20 protein-coding genes and 1 tRNA gene are annotated in these 21,469 nt (G+C 54.1%); 15 read left to right on the forward strand and 6 right to left on the reverse strand.

Features of this window, described 5'->3' with window-relative positions; genetic code table 11:
- The first annotated feature begins 18 nt into the window (after positions 1-18).
- Positions 19-342, forward strand: coding sequence for a hypothetical protein (locus RIC29_18410; protein MEQ8736901.1), 324 nt, complete (start codon positions 19-21; stop codon positions 340-342).
- Positions 343-374: 32 nt separating this feature from the next.
- Here the strand turns inward: RIC29_18410 and RIC29_18415 are convergent, their stop codons facing one another.
- Positions 375-833 carry an Lrp/AsnC family transcriptional regulator gene (locus RIC29_18415; GenBank protein MEQ8736902.1) on the reverse strand — a complete coding sequence of 153 codons (459 nt, stop codon included), beginning with the start codon at positions 831-833 and terminating at the stop codon, positions 375-377.
- Positions 834-966: 133 nt separating this feature from the next.
- Here RIC29_18415 and RIC29_18420 point away from each other — a divergent pair, with 133 nt between their 5' ends.
- On the forward strand, positions 967-1,224 hold the full coding sequence (locus RIC29_18420; protein ID MEQ8736903.1) for a DUF6356 family protein: 258 nt from the start codon (positions 967-969) through the stop codon (positions 1,222-1,224).
- Positions 1,225-1,431: 207 nt separating this feature from the next.
- On the opposite strand, the gene RIC29_18425 is transcribed toward RIC29_18420, so the two are convergent.
- Both RIC29_18425 and RIC29_18430 read right to left on the reverse strand, forming a co-directional pair.
- Positions 1,432-1,656, reverse strand: a complete 225-nt coding sequence (locus RIC29_18425; protein MEQ8736904.1) for a hypothetical protein — start codon at positions 1,654-1,656, stop codon at positions 1,432-1,434.
- A 184-nt stretch (positions 1,657-1,840) separates the two neighbouring features.
- On the reverse strand, positions 1,841-2,587 hold the full coding sequence (locus tag RIC29_18430; GenBank protein ID MEQ8736905.1) for a helix-turn-helix transcriptional regulator: 747 nt from the start codon (positions 2,585-2,587) through the stop codon (positions 1,841-1,843).
- A 212-nt stretch (positions 2,588-2,799) separates the two neighbouring features.
- On the opposite strand from RIC29_18430, the gene RIC29_18435 reads away from it, so the two are divergent.
- The gene (locus RIC29_18435; GenBank protein ID MEQ8736906.1) at positions 2,800-5,808 is read left to right on the forward strand and encodes a hypothetical protein; all 3,009 of its coding nucleotides are present in this window, start codon (positions 2,800-2,802) and stop codon (positions 5,806-5,808) included.
- On the opposite strand, the gene RIC29_18440 is transcribed toward RIC29_18435, so the two are convergent.
- Positions 5,805-7,244: a deoxyribodipyrimidine photo-lyase gene (locus tag RIC29_18440; GenBank protein ID MEQ8736907.1), complete on the reverse strand. Its 1,440-nt coding sequence runs from the start codon at positions 7,242-7,244 to the stop codon at positions 5,805-5,807. The genes RIC29_18435 and RIC29_18440 overlap by 4 nt on opposite strands.
- A 180-nt stretch (positions 7,245-7,424) precedes the next feature.
- On the opposite strand from RIC29_18440, the gene RIC29_18445 reads away from it, so the two are divergent.
- From RIC29_18445 to RIC29_18465, 5 genes are all read left to right on the forward strand, one after another.
- Positions 7,425-7,742 carry a metalloregulator ArsR/SmtB family transcription factor gene (locus tag RIC29_18445; GenBank protein MEQ8736908.1) on the forward strand — a complete coding sequence of 106 codons (318 nt, stop codon included), beginning with the start codon at positions 7,425-7,427 and terminating at the stop codon, positions 7,740-7,742.
- A gap of 28 nt (positions 7,743-7,770) precedes the next feature.
- Positions 7,771-8,271, forward strand: a complete 501-nt coding sequence (locus RIC29_18450) for an arsenate reductase ArsC (GenBank protein MEQ8736909.1) — start codon at positions 7,771-7,773, stop codon at positions 8,269-8,271.
- Positions 8,272-8,290: 19 nt separating this feature from the next.
- Complete coding sequence (locus tag RIC29_18455; GenBank protein ID MEQ8736910.1) at positions 8,291-8,968, forward strand: MIP/aquaporin family protein; 678 nt, start codon at positions 8,291-8,293, stop codon at positions 8,966-8,968.
- Positions 8,969-8,999: 31 nt separating this feature from the next.
- Positions 9,000-9,422, forward strand: a complete 423-nt coding sequence (locus RIC29_18460; protein ID MEQ8736911.1) for a DUF1801 domain-containing protein — start codon at positions 9,000-9,002, stop codon at positions 9,420-9,422.
- Positions 9,423-9,611: 189 nt separating this feature from the next.
- Complete coding sequence (locus RIC29_18465) at positions 9,612-10,820, forward strand: PepSY-associated TM helix domain-containing protein (GenBank protein MEQ8736912.1); 1,209 nt, start codon at positions 9,612-9,614, stop codon at positions 10,818-10,820.
- A 102-nt stretch (positions 10,821-10,922) separates the two neighbouring features.
- Here RIC29_18465 and RIC29_18470 read toward each other — a convergent pair.
- Positions 10,923-10,997: transfer RNA gene (locus RIC29_18470), tRNA-Val, on the reverse strand.
- 225 nt (positions 10,998-11,222) lie between these two features.
- Between RIC29_18470 and glmU the strand changes: the two genes are divergently transcribed.
- From glmU to RIC29_18500, 6 genes are all read left to right on the forward strand, one after another.
- The gene (gene glmU, locus RIC29_18475) at positions 11,223-12,602 is read left to right on the forward strand and encodes a bifunctional UDP-N-acetylglucosamine diphosphorylase/glucosamine-1-phosphate N-acetyltransferase GlmU (protein MEQ8736913.1); all 1,380 of its coding nucleotides are present in this window, start codon (positions 11,223-11,225) and stop codon (positions 12,600-12,602) included.
- A gap of 3 nt (positions 12,603-12,605) precedes the next feature.
- A complete protein-coding gene (gene glmS, locus RIC29_18480) occupies positions 12,606-14,429 on the forward strand; it encodes a glutamine--fructose-6-phosphate transaminase (isomerizing) (GenBank protein MEQ8736914.1) in 1,824 nt (607 codons plus the stop codon).
- A 263-nt stretch (positions 14,430-14,692) separates the two neighbouring features.
- Positions 14,693-15,454, forward strand: coding sequence for a MotA/TolQ/ExbB proton channel family protein (locus tag RIC29_18485; GenBank protein MEQ8736915.1), 762 nt, complete (start codon positions 14,693-14,695; stop codon positions 15,452-15,454).
- 92 nt (positions 15,455-15,546) lie between these two features.
- Positions 15,547-16,578 carry an OmpA family protein gene (locus RIC29_18490; GenBank protein ID MEQ8736916.1) on the forward strand — a complete coding sequence of 344 codons (1,032 nt, stop codon included), beginning with the start codon at positions 15,547-15,549 and terminating at the stop codon, positions 16,576-16,578.
- A gap of 40 nt (positions 16,579-16,618) precedes the next feature.
- Entirely contained in the window at positions 16,619-17,986 is a 1,368-nt protein-coding gene (gene gor / locus RIC29_18495) for a glutathione-disulfide reductase (GenBank protein ID MEQ8736917.1), read from the forward strand.
- Positions 17,987-18,068: 82 nt separating this feature from the next.
- Positions 18,069-18,980, forward strand: a complete 912-nt coding sequence (locus RIC29_18500; GenBank protein MEQ8736918.1) for a DUF1838 family protein — start codon at positions 18,069-18,071, stop codon at positions 18,978-18,980.
- A gap of 12 nt (positions 18,981-18,992) precedes the next feature.
- Here RIC29_18500 and RIC29_18505 read toward each other — a convergent pair whose 3' ends face one another.
- Positions 18,993-19,742 carry an arylmalonate decarboxylase gene (locus RIC29_18505; GenBank protein ID MEQ8736919.1) on the reverse strand — a complete coding sequence of 250 codons (750 nt, stop codon included), beginning with the start codon at positions 19,740-19,742 and terminating at the stop codon, positions 18,993-18,995.
- 333 nt (positions 19,743-20,075) lie between these two features.
- On the opposite strand from RIC29_18505, the gene RIC29_18510 reads away from it, so the two are divergent.
- Positions 20,076-21,455, forward strand: a complete 1,380-nt coding sequence (locus RIC29_18510) for a 3-deoxy-7-phosphoheptulonate synthase class II (GenBank protein MEQ8736920.1) — start codon at positions 20,076-20,078, stop codon at positions 21,453-21,455.
- Positions 21,456-21,469: the final 14 nt, after the last annotated feature.

Genomic DNA, 21,469 nt, shown 5'->3' on the forward strand with positions numbered 1-21,469 from the left:
GTAAAGACGGAGGGAAAAATGCCAAAAGACGAAAACGACAGCTCAGCGGAGACCAACCAGATCAAAGGGCGCAATCCTCACTTTTTTGATGACCCAAATACAGACCGCTTGATCACGATGGTTATGGAATTGGCGTCCGAAGTGTCAGTGATGCGGGATCGCCTAGATACCCACGAGCGCCTGGCCGCACAGAAGGGCGTCTATTCTGAACAAGATGTCGAAGCGTTCCGCCCGGATGAAGATGAAGCAAAAGCCCGGGCAGAGTGGCGCAGTCGTTTCTTAGATCGCATCCTTAAGGCGCTCTATACAGAGTATGACGGCAAGCCAACGGATACCGCTTAAAGCGTCCGAGCCTTTCTGTATTTTTCTGCTGCTCAAATGTATTTGACGGGCAGCGCTGTTGTGAATTTCATGTCTTCCATGGCGAAGCTTGAACTAACGTCAGAAAACTCGACCTTTTTGATCAGTCGCTTGTAGACCTCATCATAAGCTTCGATATTCGGCACAACGATGCGCAACAGGTAGTCGACTTCTCCAGATAAGCGATAGGCTTCAACAACCTCCGGAATTTCTTCAAGCGCATTTTTAAATTTATCCAGCCAGTCCATCACGTGATGGCGGGTTTTTACGGCCACAAAGACGGTCACACCCACGTTAAGTTTATGCCGATCTAACAGCGCAACCCTCTTGCGGATCACACCTTCTTCTTCAAGCTTTTGAATACGCCGCCAGCAGGGTGTTGTAGAGAGGCCGACATGACTGGCGACTTCTGCGACTGGCATCATCGCATCTTCTTGCAATAGTGTCAGAATCTTCCGATCTTTATCATCCATGGAACGGGATTACCCTATTAGCCGTAATGTTAGAACATTGTACCCTGTATTCTGAGATATACGGCATCAGATCGCAAACAAATTTTGTCTGTGAGGCGCTATAATTCCTTACCGTTCAAAAAAGAGGTTATTCATGTCTGGACTAAAGAAATTGTTTTGTCAGCACCCAGAGTCTGTCAACGAAACATATTTTGAGCATCTCTTGTTTGCGACAGGTTTTGGCGGGCGCATGATCATCGCTGCCTTGGCCTGTATGGTCCACGGGGTTTTTCCTTTTCTTTTTAAGACCACCGGCAGCGAATGTATTCGCGGTCTGAATCAGCACCTGAACGAGTGTGGCCGGTCCAAATCAACTGCCCAGGTTGATTCTAACCAAGTTGCTCAAAACTAGAGGGTCTGCCGCTAACGCTCCGTTTTGAGTGTTTTAATGCGCATCACATAAGCCTTTCGTTTTGTTGATCCATTCTCGTCTTTTCTAAATACGCGGTGCGCCAGACGCTGGGCTGCGGCCTTGGCAAGAGCCTGCTTTTCAGGCGTGTCCCGCATCCAGAGAGGCGGTGGGCCATCATACTTTAGGTCTAACTGATCCTGGGTGATCTCAGGATACTCTCAGTCTGACCCGCCCGACCGTTGTGATCACGGCATCGAAAGATTCGTCGGCCCCGAATACCTCAATGCGGTCATTATTTCTAAACACGTCGCGCGCGTCTTCAAAGTAACCAGAGTTATGAATTTCCGTGGCATCATCATCGGTCACATAATGCCAAAGCGTGTAGCCATCTGCGTAGGCCAGAACAGTAAGATCGTTGGGTTGAAACGGCATCGCGGACTCCCTTGTTGCTTAACAAGGAAATTATACAATAAAATTTGTTATATAAAACCATAAATAAACGCTACGCTAAAAATATCGCTAAAATCACGCTTACAGGGGTGAAGACTTTACGGTTTCACTCGCGCGTTTGGCTTAATAAACTAAATAAATCAATACCTTATGCGTATTCTTTAGTCTAGCCGATGCTGCGGCTTAGCCAAACCACTCGTCCTACAATATGCAGATCATCATCTTGCAGGCTCATTTGTGATGGATAATTTGGGTTGTCGCTTTTCACAATTAACAATTTTGAGCTGGGGTGGCGGATGAGGCGCTTTACCATAACTTCGTCGCCATCCTGGTAACGAATTACGTAGAGGCCATCCCGGCTACACTGCTGGACCGCACGGTCAACCAAGATGAAGTCACCATCCTGAAGGGTATCCCACATGGAATCGCCTGCAACACGCATCACGGCCAGATTGTCTGCTGAACTCGGCGTCACGGTTTTAAGCCAATCCTGGCGGAACACGTTGTGATACATCGGCTGAGGCGCATCTACGTTGAGCGCCCCAGGTCCAGCAGACGCGCGCGCATCATACACAGGCACCAGGGCAAAGGCCTGACCATCAAGCTCGAAGTGTACTTTTTCGCCAGATTTGCCCGCCACCGTATCGACATCAGGCTCAAATGCCCAAGCCGGCGCAGCGTCCGGCCGACCGCTGGTCTGGTGCGACAGGTGGACTTGTCCTTTACCGTGGCGCAACCAGTCCATTGGAACATTTAGGGTTTCTGCCAGTTCCACAATGTATCGCGGTCGGCTGACCTTGCCCGATTCGAGTTGATCTACAGACTGTTGTTTGACGCCAATCTTGTTGGCGAGCTCGGCTTGGCTCCAACTGAGGGCCAATCGGCATTGTCTAACGCGGGCGCCCAGAGTCATCCCAGATACCCCTTAGTAGTGAATACTTACTGGAACCTATCAAGTTGCAGTAGAGATAACAACATATATTGTTATTCGACTCAAATAGACTTTTACCCAACTGAGCCCATAACTGCTGATTTTCCTGGTCCTCGGGAAGACTTTGTTAATAGTCTGTGGATAACCTTGCCGCGAGAGAAGGGGTTTTTCGTTAACAATAAAAAGAGCCGAACATGGCTAAAGACGCACGCATCGGCGCGGGAGTAACTCGCGCGGCAACTGATTCGACCGGATCATCGGCGAAACCGAACGGCACGGCTAAGTCGCCGCCGGGGACTGCAACGCCTGAGCCAAAACGCTCACGCTTCTGGCCTAAAGCCGGCACGCCATTTGATCCCAAGCCCAATGTAACGGCTAAGCCCGCCGCAGTTCAGGATAGTCCGGTCGACGCGGCTGTTGCGCCGGTCAGCCCCATGACTTGGACCAACGCGAACAAACCCATCTCAGTCGGGATCGGACTGAGTGTTTTTTGGCTCGCTATATTTTCTTTTTACGTCACGCGAACCTTAGGCTGGTCTGAACTGTTCTTGCTGCTTCCGCCAGAGTTTGGGGGCCTGTTCGCGGTTGGACTGATGCCAATTGCGTTCTTGTGGTTGTTGATCGCCTTTATCGATCGCGGACGTCAGCTTTCTCAAGAAGGGGAAGCCCTGCGACTTCACCTCGCGCAATTAACCTACCCATCCGCAGATGCAGCACAGCAAGTTGAAGCTGTTACAGCATCCCTGAAACGTCAGGCGGATGCTCTGACAGAAGCCAGTAAAGTCGTCACAGAACGGTTGCAAGACCTGCAAAGCCAGTTCGTGCGGAACACCGATAAATTGTCCACGGTAACCGGCCAACTGGAAACAGGGGCCAGCACCTCTGCTGCCGCCGTGACGGAACAAGTGGACAAGTTGAAAGCGGCCATTGATGGGGCTGCCGGGGTCAATCACAAGATTGAAGATGCGCTTCGCCGCCAGCATGAATTTGTGGGCGCAGCGTCACAAAAGACCTTGGCCCAGGTTAACACCATGAGTCAGGCCCTTGAGACCCAGGTCGCGAGCCTGAACACCGCGACCGAGCGCGCCAAAGGTCTTTCTGCGGCGATAGCGCAACAAGTGGCGCAACAGGAAGAGACGCTCTCCAATTCTAATATCACGGCTAAGAGCCATTCTGAAGATATGGCCAAAGCGGTTGCCAAACATGTTGAAGAAATTGAGCAGGTTGCCAAGCGTGTTGAGGGCACGGTGAACGCCGTGGTGTCCGGCTTCAAAGGGCAGGCGAAAAGCCTTGATGAGTTGTTCGCCAAGCAGCGCGCAGAACTGACATCTGCAGGAGATCGTATCGATGATCTTAGCACCAAGGTTAACACACGCCTTGGGCAGCAAACCGCCGGTCTGGATCAAGTGATGGAACGGGTGTTGTCCCGCGTAAAGATCGTCGAAGAAGCGCTATCAATCCAAACGAAGGAACTTTCAACAGCGTCTGATGATGCCGTGGCGCGCCTCCGCGCCGTCGAGAATATGATCAAACAACAAGCTGATGCGGTTGGGGATGCGGCCTCTAAGGTGGAAGGTCGTTTGACCCGTTCCAGTGATGAGTTTGAAGGTAAGAGTAAAATCGTCACCGAGCGCTTTAAAACAGCAACGGCGGATCTTGATAAAGCGTCTGAGATCGCCATTGAGCGCGCCGAAGCCATGGGCACAGCCTCTGATGCGGTCATTCAAAAAATTGATTCCGTTGGCGTTCGTGTGCGCGAGCATGCCGAACAATTGTCGTCCAGCGCCGAACGGGCGGCGGCGCAAGCGGAAAGTATCCGCGAGACTTTACGCCGCCAGAATGACGAGCTTGAGTCAACAGCCAGCACATTGGCCACCCATGTCAAACTCAGCGAAACGTCCATGGCCCAGCAATCCCGCCAAATGGGTGCCACGTCTGAACAAGTACTCTCCCATGTCCGCAACATGTCGGATGTGTTGAGTCAAAACTCATCTGAACTCATGCAGGCCAGTGCGCGGATCACCAAGGAGCTCGAGTCGATTCGCCAGGGCCTTGAGCAAACCGCAAACACCGCCATGGAAGTGGCCGATCAATCGGTTGAGAAAACCAAAGCCGTGCGGCGTGAAATCGGAGTGGAGGTCACAGCCCTGTCGACGGTCACAGCGGAAGTAAATGAAGCCTTGAAGGGCTCTCTTGATGCGCTGGACCAGTCCAAAGAAACGCTGCAATCCGCAGCGTCTTCTGCAGGTATGAAGCTCGAACAATCCGCCAGCGTCTTTAGAGATCATGCACAAACCATCGACAAAGCTGCGGATCAAGCGGCTGAACGCATGGCCGTTGTGGGCGATGGTGTTCGCCAAAGGTCTGAGGATCTTAAGTCGACGGCGGATGACGCCCAGTCACGCTTGTCTGGTTTCCGCGAAAGCTTGCAGAAACTTATGCTCGACTTCGAAGATTCCACCAATCGCGGTGCCGCACAAGTCACGGTGGCCAGCGAGCAAATGCGCACCTCGTTGGATGAGTTCGGCCATACGTCCGAGCGCATCGCCTCTGGTGTACGTCAAACCGGTGAAGGCTTCCGCCAGCAACTGCAAAATCTTGGCACGTCTGCTGATGAGGCCGTCGCCCGTGTTGAAGTGGTTCTGAAGACCTTGCGCAAGCATGCTGAAAGCTTGGTCGATGCCAGCAATGAAATCACGGACCAAACGGCCAAAGCTGGGTACACCTTTAAGCGTCAAGTCGAAGAGCTTCTGGAGTCTGCTGGTAAAGCATCGACCAGTGCAAAGCAGTTGGACGACTCTCACGAAAAAGCACAGACAGCCAAGTTCCTGGAAGAAACCACTTACGTGATCGAGCAACTGCATTCCCTTGCTGTCGATATCGCCCGTATTTTCCAGCCGTCTGTCGAGGAAGAGCTGTGGAAGCGGTACCACAAGGGTGACCAAGCTGTCTTCCTGCGCCACATCACCAAGACTCTGAGTCGTCAGAAAATGGCCGCGATCCAGAAAAAATACGAGACCGACGAGAAGTTCCGCACTTTTGTGATGCGGTATCTCAAAGAGTACTCTGCTTTGGTTAAGCACGCCCGCGCCACCGATCGCGCCGAAGTGCTGACCACAACTTTCTCGACCTCCGACATGGGTAAGCTTTACATGCTGCTGTCCAAGTCGATGGAAGGTGCTGCGGCTCCCGAGCCCAGCTAAGTCGTAGTGTCTGGATTGAGAGACTTGAGGGCGGCTAAGGCGCGGGCTCTGGCGGCAGAGTGATCAACGATGGGACGAGGATAGGTCGTTCCCAAGTCGATGTTGGCGTTCAGCAGTTCAACGGGTGTGGCCTCCCAGGGTTCGTGAATCACGGCGTTGGGTAACGCGGCAATCTCCGGCACCCACTGTCTGACATAATCCCCATCTTCATCAAATTTCTGACCTTGCGTCATCGGATTGAAAATCCGGAAATAGGGCGCGGCATCCGCACCGCATCCGGCCACCCACTGCCAGTTGGCGGTGTTGCTGGCCAGGTCTGCATCCACCAGGGTGTCCCAAAACCAGGTTTCACCCGCGCGCCAATGCAGAAGTAGGTGTTTCACCAGAAACGACGCTACAATCATCCGCACCCGATTGTGCATGGTGCCTGTCGTCCAGAGTTCACGCATACCCGCATCGACGATGGGGTAGCCTGTCTGCCCACGCTGCCAGGCGTCCAAATAACTGTCGTTGGTTTGCCAGGGAAACCGTTTGAACTTTTCCTGGAGCGGAGTCGTCGGCATTTCCGGGTTGTAGTACAGCAGATGATAACCAAACTCGCGCCACACGATCTCTTTCAAAAACGTCTCTGTGCCGCTGTTCGGTTCTCGCTGTGCGGTGGTTTGCCAAATTTGACGTGGACTGATTTCACCAAAATGCAAATGCGGTGATAGACGAGACGTGGCCGGCTTGGCCGGAAAATCCCGGTCCGTTTTATAGGCATCAACAACCGTATCCAGAAACTGATCTAAGAGTTCGGTCGCACCCACTTCGCCAGGGGTCCAGGTCTTTCGTAATCCACCTGCCCAATCCGGTTTGGTGGGCAGAAGCGCCCAATCCGCCAGTGCGTCGCCATTAATTTTATCTTTGTAACTTACAACAGAAGACGGCGCAGCGCGCGGTGGTGATGGCTCTCCTTGGGCCAGCACCATACGATAGAACGGTGTAAACACCCGGTAGGGTTTATCTTGCTTGGTGCTAATCTCCCACGGTTCATAGAGCAAACTGCCATTGAAACTCTCAACCGTGACACCTTTATCCTGCAGAGACGGCTTAATGGTTTTATCGCGATCAATCACACCGGGTTCATAGCAGCGGTTCCAATACACCGCGCCGGCTTCACTTTCCTTGATGATGCCTTTGAGAACCTCATGGGCCGCTCCGCGTCTGAGGGTCAGCGTTAAGCCCAAGGTTTCCAGACATTCGGTTAGGGCCGTCAGAGAATGATGCAGCCACCACAACGAGGCCCCCCCCATCGGGCGCACGTCAGGACTTTCTTGGTCCAAAATGTAGAGGGCAATAACTGGTCGACCGGTCGCTGCCGCCGCAGACAAGGCCGGGTTATCTTCAATACGCAGGTCTTGGCGGAACCAAACAATAACAGGGCTGGAATTCATAATCTCTATACGCTGCGTTTGGGATTTCAGATTGTTACTGCACATTGGCTGTCAAACACAGCCATCAAACACAGTCTTGGTGTTAAAGATTTGGTACTTAAAGTGTCACAATATATACGCTTGACCATATATATGTTTTAGCGAATATATTCTCTTATGAAACCAGATGCTTTCTTCAAAATGATTGCGGATCAGACCCGTCTCCGGTGCTTAGTGCTGTTGTCCACGCAGGGCGAGCTTTGTGTATGCGAACTCGTCCAGGCGTTGCAGTTGTCGCAGCCTAAAATTTCACGTCATCTCGCCGCGCTGCGTGAGGCGGGTGTTGTTGAGTCCCGCCGTCAGGGGCAGTGGATGTTCTATCAGCTCTCCACCGCTCTGCCAGATTGGGCAATCACGACCGTCACGGCTGTAGCAGGTGGGGCTAAATTAGAGACCCCCTACACAGCCGATGCCAAACGCTTCCGCCGTTTAGCTGACCCCGAGACCCTGGTCGCATAAGATCCCAGAATCAGAAAGTCCCAGAAAAATGTCTGATATAGATCGCATTTTTAATGTTTTGTTCCTGTGCACAGGGAACTCAGCCCGCAGCATCATGTCGGAATGTGCGTTGAACCGAGAAGGCAAAGGGCGCTTTCGGGGATACAGTGCTGGCTCTCACCCCACCGGGAGCGTCAATCCTTATGCGCTGGATTTGATGACCCGCCAGAATTTTCCCGTTGAGGGTCTGCGCTCTAAAAATTGGGATGAGTTTGCAAAGCCAGACTCACCTCCCTTAGATTTCGTTTTCACGGTTTGTGATAATGCCGCCGGTGAGGTGTGCCCCATTTGGCCGGGGCAACCCATCACCGCCCATTGGGGCGTGCCAGATCCCGCTGCCGTGACGGGAAGTGATGCCGAAATCAAATCTGCTTTTTTTGACGCCTTCCGTCAGCTCAACAATCGTATCAATATTTTTGTGAACTTACCTTTGGATCGCCTGGACCGCCTCGCGTTGCAACGCCGGGTTAAGGAGATTGGTCAGTCCTAACGGCTGTCCAAAACTGCCTATGACACCCCCTCGTTCCAAAAAGCTCGTCGCCGAGGCCCTGGGCACAGCTCTGCTGCTCGCCACTGTCGTCGGGTCTGGCATCATGGCCGACAGTCTATCGGGCGGAAATGATGGCCTCGCACTGTTGGCCAATGCCATCGCCACCGGCGCTATTCTGGTGGTCCTCATTCTCATATTCGGCCCTGTGTCCGGTGCGCATTTCAATCCTGCGGTGACGTTCGTCTTTTTTCTCCGCAAGGAGATCAGCGCGGCGGACGCCGGTCTCTATGTCGTTGTTCAAATCATGGCGGCGCTTTCTGGTGTTCTGCTCGCCCATGCCATGTTCGATCTCTCGCTGCTGCAAACCTCGACGAAGGTCCGCACCGGCAGCAGTCAGTGGCTGTCCGAAGGGGTGGCCACCTTTGGTCTGCTCGCGACCATTCTCGGTTGTGTGCGCTGGCGACCTGAAGCCGTTCCCTATGCCGTTGGATTGTTTATCACGGCGGGCTACTGGTTCACGGCCTCGACCTCCTTCGCCAACCCGGCGGTGACTATCGCACGCTCTTTTACGAATACTTTCGCAGGGATACTCCCTGGCAACGTTATTGCTTTTATAGCTGCGCAGTTGCTTGGCGCCGCACTCGCTTTCGTTATTCTTTCATGGCTGTATAAAAATGAGAAAGTGAGTCGGTCTTAAAGACCGTTGCCTTAACAGGGGGAGAAGTCGGATGGCTGAATTGAAAACCAAGCAAAACAGCAAAAGCGTCGCGGCCTTTATCAAGGCGGTGGAAAACCCGAAACGCCGCGAAGATACTCAGGTCATCAAGAAGATGATGGACGCCATCACCGGCTGGAAACCCAAGATGTGGGGCGACAGCATCGTTGGCTACGGCGCGTATCATTATAAATACGGCAGTGGTCGCGAAGGGGACTGGTTCGTCACCGGTTTTTCACCACGCAAGCAGGCGCTGACCGTCTACATCATGCCCGGCTTTTCCAGCTATGAAGATCTCATGGCCAAGCTCGGCAAATACAAAACAGGCAAGTCTTGCTTGTACATCAACAAGCTCGAAGACATAGATCTCAAGGTGTTAGAAAAACTCATCCGCCAGTCTATCACGCGTATGAAGAAAATCTATACGGTCACATAACAGCTCTCACCGCACGCTTATGAACTGGCGTAGTCTAAGCTGGCGTAGTCTAAAAAGACTCGCGTCGCGCTTCCTTCCATGGGCACACTCAATCCAACAGTTCATCTTGGGTGCGCCGCGGGAGCGTGCTGGCCAGCCACGAAGTAAAACCCAGCACTAAATAGAAGTATGCCTTAGTCAGGGAGCTTTATGCTTACGTTCACGTCATCAGAAGGGGTCTGGACAACTCTGCACCGCTACGTTGGCCTATTCTTAGGGATCTGGATGTGTGCCGTAGGCATAACCGGGGCCATAATGGCGTATTATCGAGAGATCGACGCGTTCCTAAACCCGGCTTTTTTTGCGGCAGACGATAGCCCGCGCCACCCAGATCTAGACGCCATGGTCCGCACCATCACTGCGGCTTTCCCGGACCGTTTCATCCTCTCTCTTGATCGTTATTTTCTAAGTCCCGATGAGTCCTATCCGTTCATCCTGTCGGAGCCGTTGCCAGTAAATGCAGAGGGCTTAGATCTGACCTTGATCGGGAATTATGAGCGTGCATCGTCTCTTGAAGTTTTCTTAGACCCTGGCAACGCAACCATTATCGGAACACGTCCGTATTGGACCTGGATCAAGGTTTTACGAAACTTTCATCGCGAACTGCTCTTCCCGGGCGAGGGGCGAAAATTTCTTGGCGCGCTGGCCATCATTCTGTTTTTGACGTGTGTTGCGGGCGCTGTGTTGTGGTGGCGCGCCGCGCGCGGGCGGATTAAGCGGGCGCTGACAATGCGGATGTCGTCGTCTGGCCCGCGTTTGGTGCGTGATGCGCATACCGTATTCGGTGCCTATGCGTTAGTGGTGATTGGCTGGCTCTCCTTAACCGCAGCGATGATGAGTTATGAAATCCCGTTAAGAAACTTTTCAAATTTTCTTTTAGGAACGGAACGCCACCAGAGAGCAAGTATGCCTGCGGCGTCTACGTTTGTTTCCCTGAATGAAACCCGGGACGTTGCGCTTGCCGAGTACCCTAACTCAGACGTTGTCCTCATCCGCATGGCAAAGACACCCCAAGACCGTTTGGTCTTCAGATTGTATCCGGATGATAAGCCAATTTCGATTTATACCCGACAGCTCAGTGTGCATGCCGGAACAGCCGAAATCGTCGGACGGTTTGACCCGGAAGCACAACCGTGGACCGATTCCTTGTTCGGCGTTTGGCTGCTGTGGTTCCATAATGGCGGGATGCTCGGCCTTCCTGGAAAACTATTAAACATCACCGCGGGGTTAGTTTTAGCGTCTCTGTTCCCAACCGGTGTCTATATTTGGTGGCGAAAGCGGCTGTCGCGTGTACGGTCGCGCAAGTCGGCTCTATCGCGCGAGTCCAAAGTCGAGGGTAAGGTCGAGAGCAAGGTATAGAGGCGCGGACAAACGCATCCACGAGTCCATCACCCGCATGAAGAAAATCCATGCGGTCAAATGATGTATGCGGATGTGAAGTTTGTTGCTTAATAGAGGGAATGGTGGGCGATACTGGGATTGAACCAGTGACCTCTCGCGTGTGAAGCGAGCGCTCTCCCGCTGAGCTAATCGCCCCTAACCGATAGCCTTTTGACTCTCGATATCCCTGGGAAGTCGGGCTGTATACGAGCCGCATTCTCACCCGTCAAGCGGGGCGAGACAGGGGCTCAACGTGGATTGCCCCAGAAAGACCCCATTCTTTACCTTTATTGCACGCATCTGCCATGGCATTGTGACGCACGCACAATCGCACGCTGTTGCGGCGCGCTCTACGGTCCACTCTCACTCCAGGAACCCTGCATGTCCAATCCCCAAACCACTGCCATCGTGTTGGCCGCCGGGATGGGCACGCGCATGAAATCGGCTCTGCCTAAGGTGATGCACGGTCTGGCGGGTTTGCCGTTGGTCGATCATGTCATCGCGGGCATCGCAGCCGCTGGCGTGGCCCGTATCGTGATCGTGCTTGGTCCGGAAATGGCTGGGCAATCGAGCCGTTTTGCGCCCCATACCACCGTGGTTCAGACCGACCGTCTGGGCACCGGCCATGCGGTGCGGGTGGCTTTGGACGCGATTGATGTCGGCACCGATAACGTGCTGGTGGTGTTTGGCGATACGCCGCTGCTCACCCCCCATACAATGACAAACCTTTTAAGCCAGCTAAAAACCGGGGCTGCTGTGTCTGTCCTCGGATTTCGCCCCCCTGTGCCCGGCGCCTATGGGCGGCTGATCACTGCGGGCGATCAACTGGACCGGATTGTGGAGGCGGCAGATGCAACGCCCGACGAGTTACAGGTCGGCCTGTGTAACTCTGGGGTGCTGGCGGCATCGGGTGCAAAGCTCACCCCGTGGGTGCAGGCGCTGAAAAACGACAATGCCAAAGGCGAGTATTATCTGACCGATGTGGTTGGTTTGGCACGGGCCGATGGTGAAGCTTGTGTGTGTGTCGAGGGCGATGAAAGCGAGTTGGTCGGCATCAACACCCGCGCGGACCTGGCGGTGGCCGAGGGCATTCTGCAAGACCGCTATCGCGCAGCGGCCCTGGTGGCGGGTGTCACGATGCAAGACCCCTCCAGCGTTTTTCTCAGTCATGACACCACCTTCGGCACTGATGTGGTGGTCGCGCCCTTTACTGTGTTTGGACCCGGCGTGTCCGTCGGCAGCAACGTCACCATCAAGGGGTTCTGTCATTTCGAGCAGGCCGAGATTGGTGACGGTGCGACCGTTGGTCCTTATGCGCGGCTACGCCCCGGCGCACAGTTGGACACCAACGCCCACATCGGAAATTTTGTCGAAGTGAAAAACGCACGCATTGAAGAAGGCGCTAAGGTCAATCACCTCACTTACATTGGCGACGCCCGTGTGGGCAAAGGCGCGAACATTGGCGCTGGTACCATCACCGCCAATTACGATGGCTTCAATAAATCCCATACCGATATTGGCGACGGCGCATCAATTGGCTCCAATACAGTTCTGGTCGCCCCTGTCAAAATTGGCGACGGCGCGATCACGGGGGCGGGTACGGTGGTTCGCAAAGATGTGCCTGCGGATTCAATTACTGTGTCCCAATCTCAACAGCGGACCCGCGAGGGTGCGGCAGACCGCTACCGGGCCCAGAAAAAAGCGATCAAAGACGCAGCTCAAAAAGAAGATGCTAAAAATTCCAAAGGCGAGGGCAGCTAAAGCATGTGCGGTGTTGTTGGCATCATCGGCGTCAATCAGGTGTCGCCCTATCTGCTTGAGAGCCTTAAGCGCCTGGAGTATCGCGGGTATGACTCTGCGGGTGTAGCCACCATCGAGGACGGGCAGATTCACCGCAGCCGGGCGGAAGGCAAGATCGTCAATCTGGAACAGCGCCTCAAAACAGCGCCCTTGCCTGGCACGCTGGGCATCGGGCATACCCGCTGGGCCACGCATGGCATCGCCAACGAAGAGAACGCGCATCCCCACAGCAATGGCCGTGTGGCTGTCGTCCATAATGGAATCATCGAGAACTTCGACACGTTGCGCACAGAGCTCAAAGCTGGCGGCGCAGTGTTTGAAAGTGATACCGACACCGAAGTCGTTGTTCATCTTATCACGCATTATTTGGACGAGGGCCACGACGCAGAAGAGTCCGCGCGTCTGGCCTGTGGTCGGTTAGAGGGCGCGTTTGCGCTGGCGATTCTGTTTGCTGACCGCGATGATATGCTTATTGCGGCGCGCCGCGGCAGTCCCCTGGCCGTTGGGTTTGGCGATGGTGAAATGTTCATCGGCTCAGATGCCTTGGCGCTGGCCCCGATGACGCAAAAAATCGCCTACCTGGAAGATGAAGACTGGGTTGTCATTACCCGGGATGGCATGACCGTGCGCCATCTGGACGGCACACCCGTCACGCGTGAAATTCGGCAAACGGCCATGTCCGGCGCGTTGATCGGCAAAGGCGAGTATCGCCATTTCATGATCAAGGAAATTCATGAACAGCCGCAGGTGATCGGGGATACACTGACGGCCTTTATCAATCCGGCGACCCGCACCTCGACCCTTCCGGATCTTCCGTTTGATCCAGCAACCGTTCCCAAGATCACCATCGTGGCTTGCGGTACCGCGTACTTCGCCGGACTGGTGGCCAAGTATTGGCTCGAACAAGTTGCGAAATTGCCGGTTGAGGTCGATATCGGCTCCGAGTTCCGTTATCGCGAACCGCCGCTTCCCGATGGCGGGGTTGGGCTGTTCATCTCGCAGTCTGGCGAAACCGTCGATACGCTCTTTCCGCTGCGCTATTGCAAGGCTCACAATCAGCACATTCTGTCGGTCGTGAATGTGGCGGAGAGCGAAATCGCCCGCGAGTCCGATGTCATTCTGCAAACTCTCGCTGGGCCTGAAATCGGTGTCGCCTCCACCAAAGCCTTCACCACCCAGTTGGCTGTGTTGGCCAGCCTGTCTGTTGCTTTTGCGCGCCGTCGTGGCTGTATCGACGAAGCCCAGGAACAGACCCTTATGGGGGCCTTGGCCGAAGTGCCGGCCAAGATCGCGGAGATTCTCAACACCGAAGCGGCGATCCAGGAGATTGCCCATGTGCTCGTGGAAGCGCGGGACGTGCTGTATTTGGGGCGCGGCTCGAACTTCCCCATTGCCCTTGAGGGCGCGCTGAAGCTGAAAGAAATTTCCTACATTCATGCAGAAGGCTATGCCTCCGGCGAAATGAAGCATGGCCCCATCGCTCTCATTGATGAACATATGCCGGTGGTGGTCATCGCCCCAACGGATCATGTTTTCGATAAAACTCTGACCAATATCGAGCAAGTGGTGACCCGCGGCGGCAAAGTGATCGCCGTCACCGACGCCAAGGGCCGGGCGCGCATTGGCGATTTGGCAGCCCATATCATTGAGGTGCCGGACAGCCTCAGTTTTGTTGCGCCGCTTCTATATACGGTTCCTGTCCAGCTGCTGGCCTATCATACGGCTGTGCTCAAAGGCACCGATGTGGACCAACCCAGAAATCTGGCTAAAAGCGTCACGGTAGAATGACTGTTTGATGGCTGTTTTGAGTCGCTCGGTATGTTTTAGGAGCCTCCACAACGAAGCAAAACGCCTTGAATCCAAAGGATTCGTTAACTATCCACAGGTATGGTAAGCCGGTATTGAAAGGGAACTGATGTGCGCTTAGCTTATGCTGCGGCGCAAAGGTCCTTAAGACGTGGGAAAACGGGGAGAATGGCCGCGACGGGCTTTACAGCGCCAAGCAGGTGTTGGCGCGTTGAAAAGTCACCGGTTGTCAGGGTGCTGAGAGTATGGATTTAGCCACAATATTAGGCATCGTCGCGGGAACATCCGTTGTTGGTCTGGCCATTATTTTTGGCGGCAGCGCCGGCATGTTTCTCAACATCCCCAGTGTTTTGATTGTCTTTGGCGGCACGATCGCTGGGGTTTTGATTCGCTTTCCGTTGGCTGACGTCATGAATGCGCTCAAGCTTGGCACGTCTAACGCCTTTCAGCAGCATACCCAAAGTGCTGTTGGCCTTATTGATGAAGCGGTTGAGCTAGCTGAGTTGTCACGTACCAAGGGTCAACTGGCACTTGAAAATGCACCCATTGATAACGAATTTCTGCGCAAGGGTGCGCTGATGTACTGCGACGGCCTGCAACCGGAATTCATCACGCACGCCCTCAGCCGAGACCGTGACCTTTTAATTGAGCGTCTTGAAGAAGGCGAAAAAATCTACCGCTTCATGGGTGATGCCGCGCCAGCGTTTGGCATGATCGGCACCTTGGTCGGCCTGGTGCAAATGCTGAGCACCATGGACAACCCAGAAACCATTGGCCCGTCCATGGCTGTTGCCCTGTTGACCACGCTGTATGGCGCTTTAATTGCCAACCTGATTGCCTTGCCGATTGCCGATAAACTGGCGAACAAGGCCAAGATTGAATATACCAACCGTTCTTTAGTGGTCGAAGCCGTGAACCAGATTGCAGAGAAACAGAACCCTGACTCTATGTATCAGTTGTTGTCAGCTTTCTTGCCGGAAGATCAACGTCGTGCCGACGAGAGATAGAGTTCGTGCCGACGAGAGATAGAGTTCGTACCGAAGACACTTAAGTCGTTCGATTTGGCTCGAGCGACAAAGACGATAGAAGGAAGGATAAGATGGCTAAACCAGCGCCCGTTCCGATGTGGGTTGTAACGTTCGCTGACCTGATGTCCATCTTGGTCTGCTTCTTTATCCTTTTGTTGTCGTTCTCCATTATGGACGTAAAAAAGTTTCACGAAGTTTCAGGCTCCATGAAGGATGCCTTCGGTATCCAAAAAGAACGTCTTCTTTCCAGCGTGATCGAGTTGATCGGCAGTCCGGTCCTTGAGCATGCGTCCAATATCCAGCCCGTTCCCATTCCCACGTTGTCTTCACCAAACTCCAGCACCACAGGGGCGAGTCAGGGGTCTGATCAGGGCGAAGAAGCAGAGAGCAGTGAAGAGCAACTCGAGGAAGATTTTGATTCTAAAAGCGGGTTTGAAGAAGATATTGGCGCTCAGGAACAATTGTCTGACGCAGAGGAGCAGGCCTTAGCGTCTATGGCGCTGGCGGCGTTGCGGGAGGCCGTGCGTGCACAAGAGCAAGCTTCTGCGGATATGGATCAAACCCTCGGTCAAATCCAAATGGCGCTGCAACGCGAAATGGAAGGCCGTTTGGTCGATGTTGACAAAAACTATTCTGAAATCGTTATCACATTTCCTGATGAAGTCGGGTTCCGCACGGGCAGTGATCAAATCACCGATAGTTTTTTTGCGTCGCTAAATCGTCTGGCTGATGTGATCAAGAAAGTGGATGGCCAAATCATCGTCGCTGGTCACACCGATAACACACCTCTGAACACAACAGCGGGACGGTTCCAGGATAACTGGGCGCTATCAGCAGCGCGCGCTGCGGCGGTTGTGCGGCATTTCCAGAACGTCAACAATATCTCAGGCCGCCGGTTAGAGGTTCAGGGCTTTGGCGATACACGCCCGGTCGACAGCAATTTTTCCATCCAGGGCCGTGATCGCAACCGCCGGGTTGAGATCATTCTGCGCAAAGACGGAGACGGTAGTGCACCAGAAGAAGGCCAGCGTGTCGGGGGGACACCACCACCACCACCTGTTGCGGTTTATCCGCCAGGTCTGCTAAGGGCTTTCCGTCGCTAAAAAAACGGCATCCCATCGCCTGATAGAAAGTTCGTTTCACATGTCTAAGTATGATTTTGATCTGATCACCATTGGGGCAGGCTCCGGTGGTGTTCGCGCCAGCCGTTTGTCCGCTGGTTATGGTGGCCGTGTCGCGACCATTGAAGAAAGCCGCGTTGGCGGCACCTGCGTGATGCGTGGCTGTGTGCCCAAAAAGCTTTTGGTTTACGGGGCTCACTACGCTGAACACTTCGAAGATGCGGCGGGCTTTGGCTGGACCGTAGGTGAAACCAGCCATGACTGGTCGGCTTTGATCGCTGCGAAAGACAAAGAGCTCGATAGGTTAGAGCGTGTTTACCATCGCATGTTCCAGGACTCAGGCGTCAATTTGATCGAAGGGCGGGGCGTACTGGCCGATGCCCACACTGTGGAAGTTGATGGTAAGACCTACACAACCGAAAAAATTCTTGTCGCCGTTGGCGGCTGGCCGTTCATTCCCGATATCACAGGCAAAGAGCATGCGATCACCTCTAATGAAGCGCTTGATCTTAAAGAGCTGCCAGAGAAAATTCTAATTGTTGGCGGTGGCTACATTGCGCTCGAATTTGCGGGAATCTTCAATGCGTTTGGCTCAAAGGTAGATGTGGCCATTCGCTCTGGCGCAATCCTCCGTGGCTTTGACAATGATGTTAGTAACACGGTGTCGGAAGAGCTCGAGAAAAAGGGCATCTCTATTCACCGCGACTGCGTCCTGCGCTCCATCGAGAAGCTTGCCGATGGTCGGCTGTCCGTGATGGTGGACCGCGGCGAAGAACTGATCGTCGATCAGGTCATGTATGCGACTGGACGTTCGCCAAACACGGATGGTTTGGGTCTTGAGAACGCGGGCGTTAAGGTGACCAACGATGGGGCTATTATCGTCGATGAATGGAATCGTTCCAGTGTCGAGAATATTTTTGCGGTTGGCGATGTTACAGATCGCGTCAACCTCACGCCCGTGGCCATCAACGAAGGCCGCGTGTTCGCCGAGACCTTCTTCAATAACAATCCGTTGACCTTGGATTACACCAACATTGCCTCCGCTGTGTTCACACAGCCTACGGTCGCGACGGTCGGCCTCACGGAAGAGCAGGCGCGCGAGAAGCATAAAGTCAAGATCTTCATTTCGCGCTTCCGGGCCATGAAACACACGCTGTCTGGCCGGGACGAGCGCATTATGATGAAACTTGTCGTCGATAAAGACACCGACAAAGTGCTTGGCTGTCATATGGTCGGCGACGAAGCCCCTGAAATCATTCAAGGTTTGGCGGTTGCCCTGAAATGTGGAGCGACCAAAGCCCAGTTTGATGCCACCATTGGCATTCATCCCACGGCGGCAGAAGAGTTTGTCACCATGCGCGATGCAGTGCCCGAGTCGACCGAGGTCTGAACGCCCACGCCAACTCAGGCTATGCAGATCACCTCGCCCCCCCCTACTCTTTCCTGGGTCATCACAGGAGGGGAGACGGCAAATGAAACAGGCACCTTTAACGAGCCGGCGCGCAGCGCTCGCAGGACTTGGTGTAACCGCCGCCGCGGCAGTGGCGCAGTCAAAATCGGCACGCGCCGCAGTTCCGATTGATCTGGATAGCCCTCAAGGCAACCTCGATGGCTATTTGAAAGCCCGCAGCGATATCGCTGGTAATGAAGCCATGTTGTGGAAGAAGGGCTACGTGCACGCCATGATGCCGGGCCGCCCAGGCAAACGCCTGATGATGTTCCAAGGCATCAATGTCACCCGTTGTCTCAAGGACGATACTGGCTACACCTATCTGCAACGCGAATGTTTGATCTGGTGTGACCCGGTAACGGAAGAACCAATCTCAACGTGGGACAACCCATTTACGGAGCGCACCAATGAAGTGTTTCATCTGCTCAATTCGGCAGTGAACTCTCATTACGATGTGGAGGGTGCCAGCGGTCCGTTCCACATGCCCTACCTCGAACACACCGGCGACATCGCGTTCTATCGCGATCTTCTGTATCTCACGCCTTCGGTGCTGACGCTCGAGGACTACGCACCGTATTCCAGCTCTGATGTGTACCAAGGGGCAGGACTCTATCATTTCCATTGCCGCCGCGAAGACTTGGAAGATCCCGAGTTAACGTCCGCTCCTGCGTTGCAAACCCACACAGGTGTGCGCCAGTGGTTGCCATGGATGGAAATGGGCACCTGGGATGGCCAACTCATTCTGCCGGCCCGGGGCAAAAAGCTCGCGGGCGGGGCGGCAGAGTTGCCGCAACCGCTGCTCGGTTGGATGGAAAAGAACGCCCCAGAATACTTAGAAGCTCCATCTCCCGACAAACCGCAAGCGCGCACCAGCTTCTATCAGGAGTTTAAGAAGCACATCGATAAAAAAAGAGCACAGCAGACCGCAGACTAATACCGAGATTGATTAGAAATTTTCCAGCAGCCGTCCCAGGCCATAAACCTTGTCCTCAATCCCGCTGGCCCTAAGCGCGTGCCAGTAAGTTGCGGTGTTAATGGCGATCACCGGTTTGTTCAGCACCAGTTCTGTTGCCGCAGCCAGGCGCACCATGCTGCAATTGGTGCCCACTTGAATCAGCGCATCGACATCGTCGCCATCAAGCTCTTTGAGAGTTTCGCGCAACGTGTCTTCGGTGATCTCGGCGATGCCCGTCCAACTGGTGGCGCGCAGGGGAATGTCGCGCACCACTTCAAAACCTTCATCGGTGAAGTACTGGCGTACTTCTTTGTTATTGATCGGATAGTAGGGCGACAGGAAGGAAATACGTTTTACACCACCGTAGGCGCGCAAGGCAGCGGCACAAGACAAAGAGCCGATGCTGCACTTAATGCCACCAGACTGTTCCTCGACCTTTTCAACAAAATCTAACGCGCCTTGCTTGCCACCGAAGAACGTAATAGCAGACATCCCCATCACCAGATAATCCGGCTCGCAGGTCACGATGCTTTTCACAGCATCAGCAACATTATCAGCAATCACTTGGGTCGCGTTCCAGGCCGACTCATCGTCCAGGGCTTTGGCGTTGGGAGTAAAAATCCGGCTGTAGTGATTGGTTACGCCGGGGGGGCGCATCTGTTCCATATCCGGCTGCACCACCGTATTGGTCGATGGCCCAATAACGCCGAACTTTTTTCTCCACGCTAAAACGTCGCCCATGGTCTTTTTGTCTCCCTCGTAACATGTGTTAGCCCGTGAGTAAGCCACGGCCTGCCTCAATTGGCTTTGCGCCGTGTCAAATCATCGCTTTTTCTAAGTTATGATCGTAAAATTTTCAAAAAAGTATTTTATTACAGTGGCTTAGTGGGTGGTTTGCGAGCCTGTTTTGTCAAATGTGCGCGCCTCATCCGCCATGCAACGCACTGATTTACCGGCTCAAGGCCGCTCGCGCTGGCCCCGGAAATCCGCGACTCCCCCATAAACCCTGGAAATTCACCGCTTAAGCCTCTATATCGCACCCTCACTTAAAGCCCACAGACCATTGAGGTTCCCATGACATCCGCGTGGACGCGGGACAGCTGGCGCGCAAAGCCCATCGTGCAAGTTCCCGAATATGCCGACCAGGCCGCATTGAAGGCCGTTGAACACCGCCTGAGCAACTTCCCGCCGCTGGTGTTTGCCGGCGAAGCCCGCTCGCTGAAAAAGTCCCTGGCCACTGTTGCCAACGGTCGTGGTTTTCTGCTGCAAGGCGGCGACTGCGCCGAGAGCTTTGCCGAGTTCCATCCCGATAATATTCGCGACACTTTCCGCGTATTGTTGCAGATGGCCGTGGTGATGACCTTTGGTGCTGGTGTACCCATCGTCAAACTCGGTCGTATGGCGGGTCAGTTTGCCAAGCCGCGCTCGTCCAACACTGAAACTATTGATGGTGTTGAACTGCCATCCTACCGGGGCGATATGGTCAACGGCATGGACTTCACGCCGGAAGCGCGCGCGCCCGATCCTGAGCGTTTGGTCCAGGCTTACAACCAGTCCGCTGCGACGCTGAACTTGCTGCGTGCGTTCTCCCAGGGTGGTTATGCTGACCTGCATAAGGTTCACCAGTGGACACTTGGGTTCCTGGCCGACAGTCCTCAAGGTGAACGCTATCAGGATTTGGCCGATCGTATTCAAGAAGCGCTGGCGTTCATGGATGCCTGCGGCATCAATTCTGATGTTGTTCCCAGCATGCGGGAGACAGATTTCTACACGTCTCATGAGTCTTTGCTGCTCAATTACGAAGAAGCGTTGACCCGCATGGATTCCACCACGGGGCGTTGGTACGCTTGTGCGGCCCATTTCCTCTGGATTGGCGAGCGCACCCGTCAGTTGGATGAAGCCCATGTGGAATTTCTGCGCGGCGTGGATAATCCTATTGGATTCAAAGCTGGTCCGACCATCGATCCGGATGATTTGTTGCGTCTGATTGATACGTTGAACCCGAAAAACGAAGCCGGTCGCATCACCATCATCACCCGCATGGGCGCTGATAAACTGCAAACTCATCTGCCTAAACTCATTCAAGCGGTTCAACGGGAGGGCAAATCGGTCGTGTGGTCGTGCGATCCGATGCATGCCAACACCGAGAAAAGCTCAAGCGGTTACAAGACCCGCCGTTTCGATAATATTCTGGGTGAAGTCCGCAGCTTCTTTGAGGTGCATCGCAGTCAAGGTACTTTTGCCGGCGGCGTGCACTTTGAGATGACCGGCCAAGACGTCACGGAATGCGTTGGCGGGGCGCAAGCCATCACCGATGCCAGCCTTGGCGATCGCTATCACACCCATTGTGATCCGCGTCTCAATGCCAGTCAGGCGCTTGAGTTGGCTTTCTTAGTCGCCGAAATGCTGAAGCAGAACCGGGAATCCTCGGCGGCTGCTGCCGTGGCGTCTTAGGCACCGCTAAACAC

The sequence above is a fragment of the Rhodospirillaceae bacterium genome (genome assembly GCA_040219235.1).
Lineage (GTDB): Bacteria > Pseudomonadota > Alphaproteobacteria > Rhodospirillales > Rhodospirillaceae > WLXB01.